Source organism: Saccharothrix ecbatanensis, from assembly GCF_014205015.1.
Lineage (GTDB): Bacteria > Actinomycetota > Actinomycetes > Mycobacteriales > Pseudonocardiaceae > Actinosynnema > Actinosynnema ecbatanense.
Genome location: NZ_JACHMO010000001.1, coordinates 1,345,199 through 1,365,121 on the forward strand (window position 1 = coordinate 1,345,199; position 19,923 = coordinate 1,365,121).

General features: G+C 69.6%; 16 protein-coding genes. 6 read left to right on the top strand and 10 right to left on the bottom strand.

Annotation, left to right across the window (positions count from 1 at the left end):
- Positions 1-682: 682 nt before the first annotated feature.
- Complete coding sequence (locus tag F4560_RS05965) at positions 683-2,182, bottom strand: DHA2 family efflux MFS transporter permease subunit (protein WP_184917296.1); 1,500 nt, start codon at positions 2,180-2,182, stop codon at positions 683-685.
- A gap of 520 nt (positions 2,183-2,702) precedes the next feature.
- Positions 2,703-3,443: an AraC family transcriptional regulator gene (locus F4560_RS05970; protein WP_184917299.1), complete on the bottom strand. Its 741-nt coding sequence runs from the start codon at positions 3,441-3,443 to the stop codon at positions 2,703-2,705.
- A 53-nt stretch (positions 3,444-3,496) separates the two neighbouring features.
- Here F4560_RS05970 and F4560_RS05975 point away from each other — a divergent pair, with 53 nt between their 5' ends.
- Positions 3,497-4,696: an MFS transporter gene (locus F4560_RS05975; protein WP_184917302.1), complete on the top strand. Its 1,200-nt coding sequence runs from the start codon at positions 3,497-3,499 to the stop codon at positions 4,694-4,696.
- Positions 4,697-4,722: 26 nt separating this feature from the next.
- On the opposite strand, the gene ligA is transcribed toward F4560_RS05975, so the two are convergent.
- The 8 genes from ligA to F4560_RS06015 all read right to left on the bottom strand — a co-directional run bounded on the left by ligA (position 4,723) and on the right by F4560_RS06015 (position 13,581).
- On the bottom strand, positions 4,723-6,717 hold the full coding sequence (gene ligA, locus F4560_RS05980) for an NAD-dependent DNA ligase LigA (RefSeq protein ID WP_184917306.1): 1,995 nt from the start codon (positions 6,715-6,717) through the stop codon (positions 4,723-4,725).
- A 391-nt stretch (positions 6,718-7,108) separates the two neighbouring features.
- Positions 7,109-7,681, bottom strand: coding sequence for a hypothetical protein (locus tag F4560_RS43415; RefSeq protein ID WP_221483359.1), 573 nt, complete (start codon positions 7,679-7,681; stop codon positions 7,109-7,111).
- Positions 7,682-7,911: 230 nt separating this feature from the next.
- The gene (locus F4560_RS05990) at positions 7,912-9,201 is read right to left on the bottom strand and encodes an Nramp family divalent metal transporter (RefSeq protein WP_184928921.1); all 1,290 of its coding nucleotides are present in this window, start codon (positions 9,199-9,201) and stop codon (positions 7,912-7,914) included.
- Positions 9,202-9,227: 26 nt separating this feature from the next.
- Positions 9,228-10,211, bottom strand: a complete 984-nt coding sequence (locus F4560_RS05995) for a VOC family protein (RefSeq protein WP_184917310.1) — start codon at positions 10,209-10,211, stop codon at positions 9,228-9,230.
- Between the two features lie 2 nt (positions 10,212-10,213).
- A complete protein-coding gene (thmT, locus tag F4560_RS06000; protein WP_312868573.1) occupies positions 10,214-10,444 on the bottom strand; it encodes a 2-hydroxymuconate tautomerase in 231 nt (76 codons plus the stop codon).
- A 2-nt stretch (positions 10,445-10,446) separates the two neighbouring features.
- Positions 10,447-11,262 (bottom strand): 2-keto-4-pentenoate hydratase, encoded by an 816-nt coding sequence (locus F4560_RS06005; RefSeq protein ID WP_184928923.1) that lies wholly within the window; start codon positions 11,260-11,262, stop codon positions 10,447-10,449.
- A gap of 5 nt (positions 11,263-11,267) precedes the next feature.
- The gene (locus F4560_RS06010) at positions 11,268-11,912 is read right to left on the bottom strand and encodes a 2-keto-4-pentenoate hydratase (RefSeq protein WP_184917312.1); all 645 of its coding nucleotides are present in this window, start codon (positions 11,910-11,912) and stop codon (positions 11,268-11,270) included.
- A gap of 184 nt (positions 11,913-12,096) precedes the next feature.
- Positions 12,097-13,581 (bottom strand): aldehyde dehydrogenase, encoded by a 1,485-nt coding sequence (locus tag F4560_RS06015; protein ID WP_184917314.1) that lies wholly within the window; start codon positions 13,579-13,581, stop codon positions 12,097-12,099.
- Positions 13,582-14,130: 549 nt separating this feature from the next.
- Between F4560_RS06015 and F4560_RS06020 the strand changes: the two genes are divergently transcribed.
- The 5 genes from F4560_RS06020 to F4560_RS06040 are packed head-to-tail and all read left to right on the top strand — an operon-like array spanning position 14,131 to position 19,789.
- Positions 14,131-15,666, top strand: a complete 1,536-nt coding sequence (locus F4560_RS06020) for an FAD/NAD(P)-binding protein (RefSeq protein WP_184917316.1) — start codon at positions 14,131-14,133, stop codon at positions 15,664-15,666.
- 40 nt (positions 15,667-15,706) lie between these two features.
- Entirely contained in the window at positions 15,707-17,272 is a 1,566-nt protein-coding gene (locus F4560_RS06025; RefSeq protein ID WP_184917318.1) for a 4-hydroxyphenylacetate 3-hydroxylase N-terminal domain-containing protein, read from the top strand.
- A gap of 29 nt (positions 17,273-17,301) precedes the next feature.
- Entirely contained in the window at positions 17,302-17,856 is a 555-nt protein-coding gene (locus F4560_RS06030) for a flavin reductase family protein (protein WP_184917320.1), read from the top strand.
- Positions 17,853-19,073, top strand: a complete 1,221-nt coding sequence (locus tag F4560_RS06035; protein ID WP_184917322.1) for an aminotransferase-like domain-containing protein — start codon at positions 17,853-17,855, stop codon at positions 19,071-19,073. The genes F4560_RS06030 and F4560_RS06035 overlap by 4 nt, the downstream gene beginning before the upstream one ends.
- A 41-nt stretch (positions 19,074-19,114) precedes the next feature.
- Complete coding sequence (locus F4560_RS06040) at positions 19,115-19,789, top strand: RraA family protein (protein WP_184917325.1); 675 nt, start codon at positions 19,115-19,117, stop codon at positions 19,787-19,789.
- Positions 19,790-19,923 lie beyond the last annotated feature (134 nt).

Genomic DNA, 19,923 nt, shown 5'->3' on the forward strand with positions numbered 1-19,923 from the left:
GAACGTCCTGGCGGTGCGACTATAGCCCCGAACCCGAAGCCGCTTGTAGCGATCGGATGAACTCGTCCACGGTGTGAGCCACTCTCACGAATGGTCCTACCAATGACAATGGCATAGCGTGTCGCCGAGAACACGATGCGTGCCGGCCGGTCGTCCGGGGAAGACTAAAACCTCGTTTTAGAGGCGTTTCGGGCTTCCTGGAGTTCGCGATCCGCGTGGCGTATCTTCTGTCACTCAACGCGTTTCGACGCGGCGGCAAGAAGCGGCGTCTTCGCAGGTCTTAGGCCCACTGCGACGTGTATCGGTCCAATCGGCCGAACGCGCTGGTGTTTTCGGATCAGGTGTGTTCACCCGATTGCCCGATCGCGCGGATTGTGACCACGGCGCGGCGCGCGTGCGGCAAGCACGTCAAGCGCGGAAGAACGGGATGTGCCAATCGCCCGTCGGCGACGTTAATTTTCGACCTACCGGCTCCGAGCGCCCGCCGAATCGTGACCTGGAGTCGGTGGGAGGCGGCGCGGCGCGCTCACGAGGGTCCGTGGTCTTTGCCCGAAGGTTTGCGCGAAGGTTTGCCCGAAGGGGCACACTTATTACGTCCTGAGACAGCAACGGCAGGTGATCCCGTGTTCGGCGAGGTGTCGAACCTCTACCGAGTTCCCAGGATCACCTGCCGGGTGGCACATCAGCCGGCGACAGCGCCGGCCTGTTGTCCGGTCGGGACCTCATCGGTCTTCTCGTCCGACGCCTTCGGGGTGGGGAAGCGAATGAACATCGCGCAGGCCACCGCCCCCAGCAGCAGGAATGCGCCGGGCAGCAGGCCGGTCTCCGCCAATGCCATGCTGTACGGCTCCTTGATGAACTCGGGAACCTCGGTGATGCTGACCTCGGACTGACCTTCGCCGCCACCGCTCATCTGCGGCAGGTTCGAGGCGAGCCGGTCGACGAACAGCGCGCCGACCGCGGCGGCTCCGAGGACGGAGCCCATCTGCCGGTTGGTGTTGTAGATGCCCGAGCCCGCGCCGGACTGGTGCAAGGGGAGGTTGCGCGTGGCGATGGCGCCCAGCGGTCCCCAGGTCATCGCGTTGGCGATACCGCTCACGCCGGCCACGGCCGCGAACATCCACAGCTGCGAGTCAGGCTCCATCAGGCGGTTGTAGCCGACGATCGAGACGGCGAAGAGCACGAAACCGAGGGCGGTGAAGGTGCGCGGGTGTGCCTTGTCGGACAGCTTGCCGACGATCGGGGCGAACACGCCGGTCAGGATCGCGAGCGGCGAGAAGAGCAGCGCCGACTCCATAGAGGACAGACCGCGCACGCCCTGCAGGAAGAAGTAGGTGGGCACGGTCATCGCGGTGACCGCCGCGCCCATGGACGCGATGCCGATGTTCGCCAGCGCGAAGTTGCGGTCGCGGAAGAGGCTCAGCGGCAGCAACGGGTCCTGCTTGTTGCGCGCCTGCATCACGACGAACAGCGTCAGCACCGCGAGCCCCGCGCCGATCATCAGCCAGATGGTGGACGACCAGTCCTTGCTGTTGCCCTCCTGAAGGCCGTACACCAGCAGGAACAAGCCAAGGCAGGAAAGGATGACGCCGACCACGTCGAGCTTCAGCGGCCTGGTCTCCAGCGACGGCACCAGCACCCACGCCAGACCGAACGCGAGCACGCCGATGGGCAGGTTGATGAGGAAGATCCACTCCCAGCCGAAGCTGTCCACCAGCAAGCCGCCGATGACCGGACCCAGGAGCAGTGCGATGCCGGCGGTGGCCCCCCACGCGCCCATGGCCGCGCCGCGCTTCTCGGCCGGGAAGATCCGGGTGATCACCGACATGGTCTGGGGCGTCATGAGTGCGGCACCCAGGCCCTGCACGGCGCGAGCCACGATCAGCGAGTTGATGTCGCCGGCCAAGCCACACCACAAGGAGGACAGCGTGAACACGACCACGCCGACGAGGTAGAGGTTCTTGGGGCCGAAGCGGTCACCCAGGCGTCCGGTGAACAGGAGCGGCGCCGCGTACGCGAGCAGGTAGGCGCTGGTCACCCAGATCACCTGCGTGACACTCGCGTGCAGTTCGTCCATGATCACGGGGTTGGCGACCGCGATTACGCTCATGTCCAGGACGATGAGGGAGAAGCCGACGAGTAAGGCCCCGAGAGTCTGCCATGGATTCCGTTGAGCGGCCACGATTCACTATCCCTACTAGTCGGTGACTTGCGTGGCGAAGCGTAACGTACACGCGAATGCGAAAAGTGGCATCTGTGATCGCCGGCAGGAACATGCCAATCGCCACGAGGAAGATGCCACCGGTGGTCCGAGCTGTCAACTTCGGTACCGAAGTCATCTTGCAACCCGCTGGTCGGGGCCTCAGCAGTGCTGATCCGACGGCAGACCCGCCTGCTGCGACGGTGCCACGACGGTCGCGTCGCAGGTCTCCCGGGTGTGGCGGTGACGTCGTCGGTGGCCGGTCTGGCGTTACACATAAATACATAAGGCCCTCGAATGGGCCGAGAGGCCTGGCGGATTCGTGTGGCGCCGAACCGGCGTTCGCCCGCCTTTTGGTCGCTTCCGTGTGCGGCAGATCACCGCCGAGTCGGGGCCGGACGCGGTCGCGGTGTTCAGGAATGTGCCAAGTGGACTACAACGGGCAGGTTCTCCGCATGTCGTGACGCCCGGCTGCTGTCCCCGACCGTTCTGACGCCGGGGCTCACGCCCGGTGCGCTCCGGGGGTGAGCCCGAACGCGCGGCGGAAGACTTCGATGAACGCGCTCGCCGACGACCAGCCGCACAGGTGCGCCACCGTCGTCACGGGGAGGTCGTCGGCCAGCAGGACCAGGGAGTGGTGCAGCCGGAGCTGTGTGCGCCACTGCGGGAAGCTCATGCCGAGGTCGGACTTGAACAGCCGGGTCAGGGTGCGGTCGCCGGCGCCGACCTCCTTGCCCAACGCGGCCAGCGTGCGGCCGTCGGCCGGATCGGCGGTCAGGATCGCGCACAACGCCCGCAACCGGGGGTCGCGGGGAGCGGGCAGGTGCAGCGGCTGCTGGGGAGACGCACGGAGCTGGTCGAGCAGAACGCCCCGCAGCCGCTCGCGTTCCGGGCTGTCGTCGTGCGGGGGACGGGTGTAGGCGAGGATCAACTCGCGCAGCAGCGGGCCGACGGTCAGCACGGTGGGCCGGTCCAGGCCCAGCGGGTTCTCGGTCGCGGGCAGGCCGACCAGGTGCAGTTCGAGGCGGCCGTGCGCCTGGTGGGCGTGCACCGTGCCGGCGGGCACCCAGATGGCACGGGTGGCCGGCGCGACCCACGAGCCCGCGTCCGTCGTGATCGCCAGAACCCCGCGACCGGCGTAGACGATCTGGTGGTCGTCGTGCCGGTGCGCGTCGATGCCCGCGCCGGGCGCCAGCCATTGGGCGCGCGTCGGGGCCACCTGGACGTGGCGGATTTTCGTCATCACTTGGCAGGTTATCGAAAGCGTGACACGGCGTGGGGCGTGAGCATTGCCGTGTGCCGAGGAACAAGTCGATCATTCTCCTGTCCATCGGGCATGCCTGTGTGGACGTCTACCAGGGTGCGGTGGCCGCGCTCGTGCCGTTCTTCATCGCCGAGCGCGAGTACACCTACGCGGCGGCGTCCGGCATCGTGCTCGCCGCGTCGCTGCTGTCGTCGGTGGCGCAGCCGCTGTTCGGGGTGCTGACCGACCGGTGGTCGATGCCCTGGCTGCTGCCGGTGAGCACGATCCTGGGCGGGGTGGGCATCGGGCTGAGCGGCATCAGCGGCGACTACGCGGTGACGCTGGTGTTCGTGGCGATAGCCGGGATCGGGGTCGCCGCCTACCACCCGGAGTCCGCGCGCCTTGCCCGGATAGCCAGCCGGGGTAGCAATTCGGGGATGGGGTGGTTCTCACTCGGGGGCAACCTCGGCTTCGCCGCGGCGCCGATCATGGTCGCTGTGGTGGTGGCCAACGGAGGCTTGGCGTTCACGCCGTTGCTGGTCCTACCGGCTTTGGTGGGCAGCGTGTTGTGCCTGCCTGTGTTGCGTGCGTTGAACAAGCCCGTGTCCGGTGGCTCCAGTGCGTCGGGGAGGAAGGGCGTCGACGACAAGGTCTCGTTCCTGAAGCTGTCGCTGGCGGTGATCTGCCGGTCCGTCCTGTTCATCGGGCTGAGCACGTTCGTCTCGCTGCACGTCGAGCAGCGCCTCGGGGGCGGCACGGCGACGGGCACGGCGGCGCTGTTCGTGCTCTACCTCGGCGGCGCGGTGGGCACCGTGCTCGGCGGGAAGCTGGCCGACCGGTGGGACCGGGTCACCGTGGTGCGCTGGTCGTACCTGGTCACGGTGGCGTCGACGGCGGGTGTCGTGTTCATCCCCGGGCCGGTGTTGTACCTGTTCGTGGCGATGACCTCGGCGGGCCTCTACATCCCGTTCTCGCTCCAGGTCACCCTCGGCCAGGACTACCTGCCCACCCGCGTCGGCACGGCCAGCGGCATCACGCTTGGCCTGACCATCAGCATCGGCGGCCTGGCCACACCCGTGCTCGGCTCGATCGCCGACGCCACCTCGCTCCAGACCGCCCTGATCCCGTTGATCGCAATGCCCGCCCTGGCCTGGCTGCTGTTCCTGTCGCTGCCCGAGCCGGCCGTCTTCGGACAGGCCGACCAACCCGCGCCGCCCGCTGAACCGTCGTTGACACCCACCGACCAGGCTTGAAGGTCACCGTCTGAGCGCGCGGGCCGCTAGACGAGACCGGCCGCGATGAGCTGTTGCCAGATCACGCCCTGGTCGACCACCTCGACGTCCAGCTTCTCGGCCTTGGTGAGCTTGCTCGCGCCGACGTCGGCGCCGGTGATGAGCATGTCGGTGCTCGCCGAGACCGAGGACGCGGTGGTCGCGCCGGCCTTTTCGCACAGCCGCTGGAACGTGGGGCGGGGGACCTTCTCGCCGGAGCGCGGATCGCTGATCGCACCGGTGATCACCACTGTCTTGCCGGCCAGTGGCGCGTCGGACGCGACGACTGGCGGCAGATCCTCTTCCCTCACGTCCAGGGAGACACCGCGTTCGCGCAGCCGTTCCAGCTCGGGCCGCAGCCGGGTGAGGTGCTCGATCAGTGAGGAGGCGACCTTCGGCCCGATGTCGTCGACCGCCACGAGCCGTTCCTCGCCCGCGTCGGCGACCTCCTCCAGCGAGCCGAACCCCGCGCGGCACAGGCGGGTGGCGGTGCCCTCGGAGGCCATCGGGATGGCGAGGCCGATCAGCGCCCGGCGCAGTCCGACCTGGCGGCTGGCGGCGATCGACTCGATCATGCGGGTGGCCGAGACCTCGCCGATGCGGTCGAACTCCAGCAGCTTCTCCTTGGTGAGGCTGTACAAGTCCGACGGGTGTTCGAGGATCCCCGCTTCGGCGAGCCGTTCGATCCACACCGGACCGACGGCCTCGATGTCCGCCGCCGCGCGCGATGCCCAGTGGACCAACCTGCGCACGGTCTGCGCGGGGCAGGCGACGTTGGTGCAGAACAGTTCCCGGCTGTTGCCCTGCTCGGTCAACTCGTGCCCGCACGACGGACAGGCGTCGGGCGGCACGATCTCCCGCTCCGCGCCCGTGCGCTTCGACTCGTCGAGCACGCCGGCGACGAACGGGATCACGTCACCCGCGCGGCGGACCAGCACCGTGTCCCCGATCATGATGCCGCGCGCCCGGATGACCTCCTGGTTGGCCAGCGTCGCCCTGGTCACCGTCGTGCCGCCGACGAACACCGGCTCCAGCCAGGCGACCGGGGCGATCTTGCCCGTCTTGCCGACGTCCCAGACCACGTCGGTCAGCACCGTCGTCTTCTCCTCGGCGGCGAACTTGAACGCCAACGCGCCGCGGGGCGAGTTCGAACGGGTGCCGGCGGCGGCGTAGGCGTTCCGGTCGGCCAGCCGCAGCACGGCGCCGTCCAGGTCGTAGTCGAGTTCGTTGCGCTGTGCCTCGATCTCCCCGATCACCGCCTGCGCCTCGGCTGCGTCGACGCAGTGGCGCATGTCGGCGCCGGTGAACCCGAGCGCCCTCAGGCCGTTCTCCAGGTCGGTCCAGGCGTCGGCATCGGTGGACGTGTCGAGGTCGAAGGCGAAGAACTGGAGGCGCCGGCCGGCGACCGTGGCCGGGTCCTTGGCGCGCAGGGTGCCCGCGGCGGCGTTGCGCGGGTTGATCAGCGGCTTGTCCGGGTGGGCGGTGTTGTAGGCGGAGAACGTGGAGCGCAACATCACCGCCTCGCCCCGCACCTCGACCCGTCCGGACGCGCCGACCCGACCCGGCACCCCGTCGACCAGCGCCTTCACCAGCACCGTCACGTCGTCACCGGTGGTCCCGTCCCCGCGGGTGACGGCACGTGCCAGCCGCCCGTCCTCGTAGACAAGGGCCAGCGACAGCCCGTCCAGCTTCGGCATGACCACCACCGGCTGACCGGGGAAGCGGTCGAAGAAGGCGACGACCTGCTCCGCCCGGGTCGCCTTCTCCAACGACAACATCGGCCGCGAGTGCCGGACGGGCGCGTGCAGCACCCCCGGCGCGCCCACCTGCTCCAGCGGGTTGGGATCGGGCGCCAACTCCGGGTGGGCCTCGATCAGCCCCCGCAACTCATCCTCGACCGCGTCGTACTCGGCGTCCGCCACCAACGGCGAACCCCGGTAGTAAGCGTCACGCAGCACCACAACCTGGTCCGCGAGCTCCCGAATCCGTTCCCGAACGTCCACGGCGTACAAGTTACCGGCGACCACCGACACTGCACGGTGGTCAGCGTCCCCGGCGACGACATCGCGGAAGCGGTCGAGTGGCGTGCTCCGGGTCCTGGCCGGCGTGGAATCCGCTCGCCGCCGCGCTCTTCGGCGACTTCTCCGAATGGCCACCCGCGCGACGCGACATCGTTCGGCAGCGATTCCGCGGAACCGGCCCGTCCTCGATGGCGCTCACCCCCGGAAGACGACGACGCGACCGCCGCCGACTGCGTCGGGTATTTGCGAACCGCGCACGCCCGCTATCCCGAAGACCCCGATCTCAAGCGGCTCGTCGCCTACTCGCCCGCACCCGCGACGCCGGAATGCCGTGTGCCCGACGGACGATCCCGCCGGGCACACGGCCGTCCTGTCAGCCAGTCGTCAACGCGAGGTCGTCCAGGATGAACGAGGTCTGCACGTCCCAGTCCTCGCGGCTGATGAAGCTGACGGTCACGGTCTGGCCCGCGAAGGCGCCGACGTTGAACGACCGCAGCCGGTAGTCACCCTTGTCCACGTTGGAGAAGCGGCCGACGGTGGTGGTGCCGACCCGCACGGTCAGGGTGTCGTACGCCACCGGCAGGGTCTCCGCCGTGTCGATCTTCACGTGCACCGACAGCGTCGAGTTGACGCAGCCCGCGGGGATGGTGACGGTCTGGCGCAGCGACTCGACCGTGGGGGCGGCGGTACCGCCCAGCCACGCCGACCGGCTGCCCGAGCGGGGCGCGGCCGTCCCGGTCCAGGTGTGGATCGACCAGTTGGCGCCGTCCCAGCCGGTCTGGCCGCTCTCGAAGCCGGGGTTGACCAGCACCTGGCCGGGGTTCGCGCAGGCGGCCGGGCTGATCTCCGCCTGGGCGACGGCGGGTGACACGAGTGCGGCGGCAGCGGCGGCCAGCGCCACCCCGGCCATCGCGACCCGTCGGGGGGATCGGCGAACAGGTTCCATCACGTTCACTCCCTGATTCCAGCGTCAGGACCGGCGAGCGGGACAGGCCGCTCCGCCGGTCACGGCGTGCCGAACGTGTTCGCGCGAACGTGATCGAACGCTAGAGCAGCAAATCCTCAGGCGCCATTGCCGAATAGCCGGAAGACATTGGTGACTTCGGGTTTCCGGCGAATGATTTGAGACGCCACGTCGCACTTCGGTGGCTAATCGTTCACCGAACGGCCACCGTCTCAACCGGTCGCCACCAGAACGACCAGCGTCAGGTTCAGCGCGATGATCGCCACCACCGCGATCCACGCGCACACGGTGGTCGCACGCCGGTTGACGTGGTCGCCCATCGTGGCGACCGACGACGTCAGCCGGACCAGCGGCACCAGCGCGAACGGGATGCCCATCGACAGCACGACCTGCGAGAGCACCAGCGCGGCCGTCGGGTCGAAGCCGGAGGCGAGCAGCGCGAGAGCGGGGACGAGCGTGACGACCCGGCGGAGCATCAGCGGAACCCGGACGTGCAGGAGCCCGTCGAGCACCACCGCGCCGGAGTAGTTCCCCACCGCCGTGGACGCCAGGCCGGAGGCGAGCAGGCCGATCGCGAACAGGAAGGCGATCCCGCCGCCGAGAGTCGAGCCGATGGCGGCGTGCACGCCCGAGACCTCGTCGATGTTGTCCGCGCCCCGAAGCGCACTCGCGGCGACCAGGAGCAGCGCCAGGTTGACCGCGCCCGCCAGCACCATCGCCATGACGACGTCGACGCGCGTGGCGGCGAGGACGCGTCGGACCGCGGACCCCGTGACGTGACCATGGCGATCACGCGCCAGCGCCGAGTGCAGGTACACGGCGTGCGGCATGACGGTGGCGCCCAGCATCCCCGCGGCCAGCAGCACGCTGTCGGTGCCGTCGAAGCGGGGCACCAGCCCACCGAACACCTCGGCCGTCGGCGGTGACACGAGCAGTCCCGCCGCGAACCCGCACGCGATGACGACCAGGAACGTCGTGATCAGGCGTTCGAACGGCTTCTGCCCCCGCCGGTCCTGCACGAACAGCAGGGCGGTCGACACCACGCCGGTGATCAGGCCGCCCCACAGCAGCGGCAGGTCGAACAGGATGTTCAGCGCGATGGCCCCGCCCAGCACCTCGGCCAGGTCGGTCGCCATCGCGACGATCTCGGCCTGCCCCCAGTAGGCCAGCCGGGCGGGCCGGGGCAGCCGGTCCCGGACCGCCTCGGGCAGCGAACGCCCCGAGACCAGGCCGAGCTTCGCGGACAGGTACTGCACGAGACCCGCCACGACGTTCGCCGCGACGAGGACCCAGACGAGCAGGTACCCGTAACGCGCGCCGGCCGCCGTGTTCGTCGCCACGTTGCCGGGGTCGACGTAGGCGATGGCGGCCACGAAGGCGGGCCCCAACAAGGCGGCCCTTCCGCGTAAGTGGGCCGCTTTCCTGCGAACAGGTGTCGTCGTCACGCCTTCCTCCCTGGTGAGTGCTCGTGGTGACACCGCCGGTGGGGACGAGTGGCCCATCCCCACCGGCGAACCCGCGTGGAGACTCAGGCCGTCTCGGGGTCTTCCACCGGGGGCGTGCCGTAGGTGAAGTACGTCTCCTGGGGGAGGTTCGTGCCGCCGATGGCGGTGGCCGTGTCGATGTCCGCCATCGTCCACGTCCTGGTCTCGAAGTCCGGCTCCAGCTCCAGGATCCCCGGGTCGCCGAACAGCTCGATCCGGTTGCCCCCGGGCTCGAACACGTACAGGAACGCGCCCTGGGTGATGCCGTGGCGGTCCGGCCCGGCCTCGATCTTGATGTCGTAGTCCCGGAACATCTCCGCCGCGTCCACGGTGTGCTGCTGCACGCCGTAGTAGAACGCCACGTGGTGCAGTCGGCCCCGCGCGCCGCGGGCGTCGTGCATGATCGCGATCTCGTGCCCGAGGATGTTGCTGCTCAGCCAGGCGCCGATCTCCACCTCGCCGTCCACGACCCGCTCACGGGTCTGCATGCCCAGGTAGCGCTCGAACGACTGCTTCGTCGGGGTGACCTCGCTGGCGAGCAGGTTCAGGTGGTCGATGCGCTTGATCGGCAGGCCCTGCAACGGTTTCTTCGACGGCCGGGTGAGGATCTTGCTCTTCAGCTCCGCCGGCGCCTGGTACTTCTCGACCTCCCACAGCAGGTTCATCCGGTGGCCGTCGGGGGTGTCGAACTGGAACGTCTTGCCGTACCCGTAGTCACCGTCGTGCCAGTTGCCCTCGACGTTGCCGTCCCGGATCGCCTTGACCCGCCGTTCCAGCGCGTCCGGCGACGCGGTCCGCATGGCGAAGTGGTCCATCCGGGGCTGCGCGGCCTCGGTGACCTTCAGGCTCCACTGGTACGGGTCCTCGTAGCCGCGCAGGTAGACCGACTGCCCCTCGCGGTAGGTCTCGTACATGCCGAGCAGGTCCTTGAAGAACCACAGGGTGCCGTCGGGGTCGGGGGTGTGCAACTCCACCCGGGCCAGATGGGCGATCTCGTGCCGGCGGAACTCCGGGTCCAGGTCGGACATCGTCATTTCTCCTGTTCACTGTGCTCGGTGGTGGCCGCCGCGGCGGAATTCCGCTCGGCGATGGTGACGTCGCCGGCCGCCCAGTGCGCCGGCTCGACCTCTCTGATGACGACCCGGATGTTGGCCTTGGGCGCCCCGACGGCCCGGTGCGCCGCCTCGGTCAACTCGTGGATCAGGTCCCGGATCTGCTGCGGCGTGCGCCCGGTCCCGAGGGAAACGTCGATGAACGGCACGGTCAGCCTCCTGCGAGCGTGACGGTTCCGAGAGTGGTGAAGTGCGCGGCGACGCGGGCGCCGGGCGTGACGTGGACGGCGTCCGTCATGCCGCCGGTGAGCACCAGCCAGCCGGGTTCGATGGCGAGACCCCTGGCGCCCAGGAGGTTCGCCGCGAGCGCCAACGCCTCGGCCGGGTGACCCTGCACGGCGGCGCCGGTCGCGGCGTCCTCGACCTGACCGTCCACCTCTAACAGACACGCCTCGTGCGCGAGGTCCAGCCGTTCGGGCGCGACGGACAGCGGTCCGAGGACGAACAGTCCGGACGAACTGTTGTCGGCGACCGCGTCCTGCATGGTGAACTTGAAGTCCCGGTACCGGCTGTCGATGATCTCGATCCCGCCGTGCACGCTCGACACGGCGCGCAGTGCCGTGGCCGCGGTGACGCCGGGACCGGCCAGCCGGTCACCCATCACGAACACGATCTCGGGTTCCGCCCTCGGGTGGATCAGCCGTTCCCGGGGCAGCGGCGCACCGGCGGGCAGCACCATCGCGTCGGTCAGCCAGGCCAGGGACGGGTAGTCGATGCGCATCCGCCGCTGCTTGGCCCGCGAGGTCAGCCCGAGCTTCACGCCGATCAGCCGTTCACCCCGGTCCAGGCGGCGGCGCAGTGCCTCGAACTGGATCGTGTACGCGGTGGTCAGGTCCAGGTCCGGCCACAGCGCGGTGATCGGACCGCGTGCGGTCCGCGACCGCTCGGCGTCCAGCAGCACCTGGGCGGCGCGGGCGACGTCACCGGGGCGGATGTCGGTGGATCCGGTGATCTGCGTTCCCTCCATCGCCGTCACGCCCCCAGCACCGCGGTGACCGAGCCCAGGCCGGGGACGGAGACGACCGCCGCCGCACCCGCCGGCAGGGTGGCCGACCTGGTCATCGAGCACACGAGGACGACCTGGCCCGCCGCCAGGGTGAGCCCGTCGGCGAAGGCCTCGTTCGCCAGCCACACCAGGGCGTTGAGCGGTGAACCGAGCATCATCCCGCCGGCTCCCGTCTCGACGAGCTCGCCGTCGCGGTGCAGCAGGCAGCCCGCCAGCCTGAGGTCGATACCGTCCACACTGGACGGTCGGGTGCCCAGGACCACTACCCGGCGTGATGCCTCGGATTCCTGTGATTCACCGACTTCGGCGGCGAGCAGCACGTGGTCCACGGCACGCACGACGTCCACCATGGTCACGTTCGGACCGGCGAGTGGACGGTCGAGCACGAACGCCAGTCCGGTCTGGACGACGGGCGCGGTGAACCGGACGTCGATCGGCTGGTGCTCCGGCCGGAAGTCCGCGGCGGTCAGCTCCTCGAACACCGGCCTGTCGACGCCCAGGGCGCGTTGCGCCACCCGCGATGTCGCGGTGACCACGTAGCCGTACGGGCGCGTGGGGCGCTCGGGCGGGTGTTTACCCTGCTTCTCCTGGGCGATCTCGGTCGAGACCATTCCTACCCCTTCGTACGTGGGACGGGCCGACGGCACGGCTCGGCTCGGCATGGCGCGCAACTCGGTGGGGCCTCGGCTCGGCATGGCGCGCAACTCGGTGGGCCTCAGCCCGGCGGGTGGCCAGTTCGGCGGGTGGTCGGCTCGGCGGTTGGTCGGCTCGGCGGTTGGTCGGCTCGGGGGTTGGTCAGCGAACGCGCACCATCACCGCTCGCGGCTCGGTGAAGAACTCGCGCGAGTACTGGCCGCCCTCGCGGCCCACCCCGCTGGCGCCCTCACCGCCGAACGGCAGGCGCAGGTCGCGGTCGAAGTAGGTGTTGATCCACACGGTCCCGGCACGCCACCGGGCGGCCAGCCGGTGCGCCCGGTCCAGATCCCTGGTGAACAGGATCCCGGACAGCCCGTACCGGCTCGCGTTCGCCAGCGTTATCGCTTCCTCTTCGGTGTCGAAGGGGATGACCGATTCCACCGGTCCGAAGATCTCCTCTTGCGCGGTGCGGCTCTCGTTGGACAACCCGGTGATGATCGTCGGGCTGTAGTAGAAACCGTCGGCCAAACCCGCCGACGTCACCCGTGAACCGCCGGTCACGATTTTCCCGCCTTCATCGGCGGCCAGTTCCACATATCCGTGGACTTTGTCGAGGTGGCGTCGCTCGATCAGCGGACCCATGTCCGTCGCCGGGTCCTTCGGGTCACCGACCACGATCTTCGCCGCGGCTTCGGTGAACCGACTCAGGAATTCTTCCATTATGCCCCGCTGGACGAACAGCCGGGTTCCCGCGAAGCACACTTGACCGTTGCCGGCGAATGCCGCCTTGATCGACTCCGGCACGGCCACGTCCAGGTCCGCGTCGTCGAACACGATGTTCGCCGACTTGCCGCCCAATTCGGCCGAAACCGGTGTGAGGTTCGCCGCCGCCGCGGCCATGACTTTCACCCCGGTGGCGGTCGACCCGGTGAAGGTGATCCGGTCGACCCGCGGATCGCCGGTCAGCGGTCCGGCCACCTCGTCGCCACCGAAGCCGTGGACGATGTTGAGCACGCCTTCGGGCAGGCCCGCCGCCAGGGCGATCTCCCCGAACCTGGCCGCGGTCAGCGGTGACTGCGGCGCGGGCTTGAGGACCGTCGTGTTCCCGAAGGCCAGGGCCGGCGCGAGCTTCCACGTCGCCAGCATCAGCGGCGCGTTCCACGGGCTGATCGCGCTGACGACGCCCGCCGGTGGGTGCAGTGTGTAGGACAGCAGTGGCCCGTCCGGGTACGCCGAGTCTGCCGCGAAACTCGCGTAGTCGGCGAAGAACCGCAGGTTGTGGGCCACTCGCGGGATGTCGGCGTGCCGCGTCACGCGGATGACCTTGCCCGCGTCACGGGTCTCCAGCTGGGCCAGCTCCTCGCTGTGGGCGTCGACCGCGTCCGCGACGGCGTGCAGCACCCGGGCCCGTTCGCGCGGTGTCATCCGCGGCCACGGGCCCTCGTCGAACGCCGTGCGAGCCGCCGCCAGGGCCGCCCGCGCGTCTTCGGCGCCACCACGCGCGACGGTCGCCAGCACCCGGTTGTCGTGCGGGTCGCGGGTGTCGAACGTCGCCCCGTCGGCCGCCGGCACCGAGGCGCCGTTGATCAGGTGTCGCACTTCCGGCAGGACTTGCCCGGTTTGTCCGTCAAGTGCTGCGGACATAAATCTCCCCAACTCCGTCCGCATTGCGGACTACCGGCATCGAGAAATCTTATCGGCGCAGTTCTGGGACGTCGGCCGCGATTGGACTTCGCGGCGTGCGGGAACATCGCTCCGGGCTGGAGCGATGCTGGTGGGTGAGGGTGGAAGGTTAATCCGAAAGGGCGACTCCGCCGGCATCTCCTCGGCCGAACGGCTCAAGGTATGCCGCGAAGAACACGCCCCCGGTGACCTCGATCCATCTTCCACACAGGACCCCGACGGGTCAAGCAAGTGCGTTCGTAGCCGCACTGTGGAACCCGCCGTGGGTTGGTTGACCACGGGTATGCGGGGAGGTAGCGTCGAAGCGGGGGAGGGCGTTCTGGTAACTCGCCAGCCGCCCGCAGCCGATCTGGGGACTTTTCTCGGCTGCATTTCACCGCCCGGGTATCCCATTCTTTCCATTGACCAGTGGCGCGTTGGCACGCGCCTCCTTTTCGGCTGCCCTCCGAACCGGGGGGCAGTCGGTGTGCGCGTGCACGATCCAGGAGGGACTCAGGTGAGCTCGACGCCATGCGTAGCGACAGACGAATAGGGATCGTCGGCGGCGGCGCCTCGACCGTGTGCCTGCTCGACGCACTCGCCCGGTCGGACGTGGGCGGCGGGGCGATCACGGTGTTCGACCCCTCACCGCACCTCTGGCGGGGCAGGCCGTACCAACGGGACGTGACCGCGGTCCGGGTGAACATCGCGCCCGAGGGCATGACGATCCGCAGTGGGGACAAAGGGCATTTCAAGCGATGGCTCGCGGCGCGGTACCCGAAGGCGCCAGGCGAAGACGACTACACGGACCCGCTGTGCGGCATCAAGTTCATCCCGCGGGGCATGTACGGCGAGTACCTGGAGGACTCCGCCCGCGACGCTTTGGTCCACCTCGCCGAATCCGGTTGGCGGGTGGCGGTCGTGCGCAAACAGGTCGTCTCGGCGGACACATCGGATGATGGGGTGATACTGACGACGGCGGACGGCGATGTGTCCGTCGTGGACCGTGTCGTCCTCTGCACGGGTCGCGGCACGCCGCCCGACGACTACGGGCTCAAGGGCACGCCGGGGTACGTGGTCGACCCGTACCCGCTGACGAAGACCCTGCGCCAGGTCGACCCGGACGAGGACGTCGCGGTGCTCGGCAGTGGGCTCACCGGCGTGGACGTCGTGCTCGCGTTGGCGGCCAAGGGACACCGTGGGCGCATGCACATGCTGTCCCGCAGCGGGGTGCTGCCGACCGTGCGGCAGAAGCCGGTGTCGCACCAGCTGGTCCACTTCCGCCCGGACGAGTTGCGTGACGCCGCTTTGCGCGGCGAGACCGTTCGGCTCGGCCGGCTGGTGGCGATGATGCGGGCCGAGTTGATCTCCGCGGGGGAGAACCCGGCGACCGTGCTCGCGGAGCTCGACTCGCTCGACCGGGAGGACCCGACCACCCGCCTGCGCCGGCACCTCGCCGACGTCGACTCACCCGACCGCGCGCTGCGGATCCTCCAGTACGCCGTGCCCGCGACCGGACCGGACGTCTGGACGCTCCTCTCCGAGGAGACCAAGTCCGGCCTGATCCGCCGCCACTACCGCGCGATGATGAGCATCTGCTGCCCCATGACCGCGGCCGCCGCCCAAAGGCTCGTGGAGCTGGTCGACAGCGGGCAGCTGGAGATCGTCCCCGGCGTCCGGCACGTCGCCGCGGCGGGGGAGGGCTTCACCTTCACGGCCGCCGACCGCACCACCGCGGTCGACGTCGTCATCAACGCGGTGAACCCCGCGGTCCGCTCCACCTCGGCCATGGCCAAACCACTCGTGGACGGCCTGGTGGCGACCGGACTGGCCCAGGCGCACCCGCGCGGCGGGGTGCACGTCGACCGAGCCACCAGCAGGTTGACCGTGGACGGCGTGCCCGACCACCGCTTCCACGCGCTCGGCGACCTCGCCGGCGGCAGCCTGTTCTTCACCTTCGGCATGCCGTCACTGGTGGACCGCGCCAGGGACATCGTGGACGACCTGCTCCTGCTCGAACCCGCGAACGGACTGCCCGCGGCGAGCACCACCCTCCAGACCGCCTGACGCCGCGCCCACCCGAGACCGCAGTTCAGGAAAGGAAGCTATGACCACCGTCGCACCCGACCCCCGGTCGGCAGGCACCGCCAATGACGTCCGGCCGATGACCGGAGCGCAGTACCTCGATTCACTGCGCGACGACCGCGAGGTCTACATCTACGGCGAACGGGTGCGCGACGTCACCGCACACCCGGCGTTCTACAACAGCGCGCGCTCGATCGCCCGCCTCTACGACGCATTACACGAGCCCGAAGCCGAAGGCGTCCTGCGCGTGCCGACGGAGACGGGCAACGGCGGCTTCACCCACCCGTTCTTCAAGTCCGCGCACACCTCCGAGGACCTGGTGAAGTCGCGCGACGCGATCGTCGCCTGGCAGCGCCTGGTCTACGGGTGGATGGGTCGGACCCCCGATTACAAGGCCGCGTTCCTCGGCACGCTCGGCGTGAACTCGGAGTTCTACGGCGAATACCAGGCCAACGCGCTGCGGTGGTTCAAGGACGCGCAGGAGCGGTTGCTGTACTTCAACCACGCGATCGTGCACCCGCCGATCGACCGGCACAAGCCGGCCGACGAGACGGCCGACGTCTGCGTGCACGTGAAGCGGGAGACCGACAGCGGGCTCGTCGTGTCGGGCGCCAAAGTGGTCGCCACCGGGTCCGCGCTCACCAACGCGAATTTCGTCGCGCACTACGGATTGCCGTTGCGCGACAAGAAGTTCGGTCTGGTCTTCACCGTGCCGATGGACTCGCCCGGCCTCAAGCTGTTCTGCCGCGCCTCCTACGAGATGGCCGCGAAAGCGATGGGCACGCCCTTCGACTACCCGCTGTCGAGCCGGATGGACGAGAACGACGCCATCATGGTGTTCGACGAGGTCCTCGTGCCGTGGGAGAACGTCTTCATGTACGACGCCGAGTCCGCGAACGAGTTCGCCAACGGCTCGGGCTTCGTCAACCGCTTCACGTTCCACGGTTGCACGCGCCTCGCGGTGAAGCTCGACTTCATCGCCGGCTGCGCGATGAAGGCCGTCGAGATGACCGGCACGTCCGCCTTCCGCGGTGTGCAGGCGCAGATCGGCGAGATCCTCAACTGGCGCGACCTGTTCTGGGGCCTGTCCGACGCGATGGCGAAGTCGCCCGAGCCGTGGGTGGGCGACAGCGTCCAGCCGAACGGCCGGTTCGGCATGGCGTACCGGACGTTCATGGGCGTCGGCTACCCGCGGGTCAAGGAGATCCTCGAACAGACCCTGGGCAGCAGCCTCATCTACCTCAACTCGCACGCGTCCGACTGGAAGAACGGCGAGATCCGCCCGTACCTGGACCAGTACCTGCGCGGCTCCAACGGGGTCGAGGCCATCGACCGGGTCAAGCTGATGAAACTGCTGTGGGATTCGGTCGGCACCGAGTTCGGCGGGCGGCACGAGCTCTACGAGCGCAACTACGGCGGCGACCACGAAGCCGTGCGCTTCCAGACCGTGTGGGCGTACGAGGGTTCCGGCATGGCCGACGAGCTGAAGGGTTTCGTCGACAAGTGCATGTCCGAGTACGACCTCGACGGCTGGACCCAGCCGGGTCTCTACGACCCGTCGGACATCTCCGTCGTCGCCCGGGGCTGAAGCGGGCCAGGCCCGGCAAGGGGATGCCGATGACCGACAGCACGACCGAACGGCTGCTCGACACCGCCGGGGTGTCACCGGCCGACCTGCGCGGCGCGATGAGCCGCTTCGCCAGCGGCGTGACCGTGATCACCACCGCCACCGGTGGGCCGGCGGGTCCGGAGGCGCACGGGATGACGGTCAACGCCTTCCTGTCCGTCTCCCTGGCGCCGCCGCTGGTGCTGGTCTCGGTGGCGGCGCGGGCGAAGTCGAACCGGCGGATCACCGAAACCGGCCGCTACGGCGTCTCCGTGCTCCACGCGGGGCAGCACGCGCTGTCGCGGCACTTCGCGGGCATCGAGGCGATGGCCGACGCCGTGGACTTCACCTGGAACGACGGCATCCCGCTCATCACCGGGGCGCTCGTCCACCTGGTGTGCACGGTCCGCGCCTCGCACCCGGCCGGGGACCACGTGCTGCACGTGGCCGCGGTCGACCACCTTCGGACGCGTGACGGCGTGCCCTTGCTGCTCTACAACGGAGAACCACGCACGCTCACACCGGACTGGCGGGCGCGCGGGACGAGGAGGGGGAACGGCCAGTGACGACAACACCCAACGCGATCGGGCGACTGCCGTGGGAGCGGATGTTCGCCGGCCACGTCGCGGACGACAGCGGCGACGTGATCACCGCGATCCTGAAGCAGGCGGGCGGCGACGGCACCATCGCGTTCTCCGGCGGGTTCCCGCACCCCGCGACGTTCCCGAAGGACGCCCTGGCGGAGAGCTTCACCCGGATCCTCCAGGACCCGGCCAGCCTCCAGTACGGCCCGACGGCGGGTCTGCCCGGTCTGCGCGACTGGTTCGCCGGCTGGTTGGCCGACCACGACGGCCTCCGTCCCGCCGAGGACGAGCTGATGATCACCAGCGGCGGCATGGAAGGCCTCGGCCTGGTGGTGAAGTGCCTGGTCGACCCCGGTGACCGGGTGGTCGTCGAGGCGCCGACGTTCATGGGCGCACTGGTCAGCTTCCAGCGTGCCTCGGCCCGCACCGACACCGTCCCGGTCGACTCCGACGGCCTGGACGTGGACGCGCTCGAACGCCTGCTGACCGGCCCGGGGACGCCGCCGAAGCTGATCTACACGATCCCCGACCACCAGAACCCCACCGGCGTCAGCCTCTCGACCGAACGCCGGCACGCCCTCGTGGCGCTCGCCCGACGGCACGACCTGCTGATCGTCGAGGACGTCGCCTACCGCGAGCTGGGCTTCGGCGACGTCCGCAGCCCGAGCCTGTGGTCCCTCGCGCCGGACGTGGTGGCGCAGGTCGGCACGTTCTCCAAGACGTTCACGCCCGGCATGCGGATCGGGTGGATCTCCGCGCCCGCCGAGCTGGTCGGCCAGCTCGTCCGGGCCAAGCAGAACACCGACCAGTGCTCCTCCGGGCTCGGTCAGCTGCTGCTGGAGGACTACGGCCGGTCCGGGCGCTTCGACCAGGGCATCCTCGCGTCGAGGGCGTTCTACCGGGCGCGCAACCGGATCATGACGGACGCCCTGGCGGAGCACCTGCCCGAAGGGGTTCGCTTCACTCGTGCCGACGGTGGCTTCTTCACCTGGCTGACCGCGCCCGACACGGTCGACCCGGACGCGTTCCGGGAAGCCGCCCGTGCCGCCGGCGTCAGCTACGTGCCGGGCGCCGCCTTCTACCCGGACCAGCGCGGCGAGCACGAACTGCGCCTCTCCTACAGCCGCGTGGACGACGCGACGATCCCGGAGGGCGTCCGCCGACTCGCCTCGGCCCTGGCCTCCGCGGACCGGCGCTGACCAGGCACTCGGCCGACCTTCCCACGCATGAAAGGCAGACGATGAAAGCCGTCTACAACGATGTGGTCCGCCCGGACAAGGCGCAGGTGGAGGCGTTCAACGACATCCTGCGCTTCTACAGCCCCAGCTGCCTCGTCGCCGACGCGTCACCCGGAGTCGGGGCGATCGGTGGCTGGCAGACGGTCAAGCGGGAGCACAAGATCGCCGGGCCCGCGCTCACCGTCGACCTCCCCGCCGACCTGCTGGTCGACATCCTCCCGGTGCTGCCGCGCGCGCAGCCGGGCGACGTGGTCGTGCTGGCCTGCCAGGGCCGGGTGGACATGGCGATGTGGGGCGGCCTGATGACCACGTTGTCGCAGATGGCGGGTATCGCGGGGTGCGTGGTCGACGGCGCGGTCCGGGACGTGGACGAGGTGCGCGACCTGGACTTCCCGATGTGGTTCCGGTCCGTCGTGCCGCGCCGCTGCCCGCCCGCGGTGCCCGGTCAGAGCGAGCCCGTCCGGGTGAACGTGCCGATCGAGATCGGCGGCACGGTGATCAACCCGGGCGACATCGTGGTCGCCGACGAGAACGGCGTCGGCGTGGTGCCACCGGCGTTGGCCGACACCGTGCTGGCCGAGGTGCACGAGCTCCTGGAGAAGGAGGCCGTGGTGCGCGACCTCATCAACGGCGGCGCGACCCTCGCCGACCTGCTGGCCAGGTTCGGGCACATCTGACCTGGTCGACGCGGTACCCATCAGGCTGATCGCACCCACGCAACGGCTCGGCGTGGCGGTCCTCCCCAACGCGATAAGCTCGCTGGCGGCGAGACGAGGGCTCGCCCGAGGTGGGGGAACGACGCTCGGCCGGG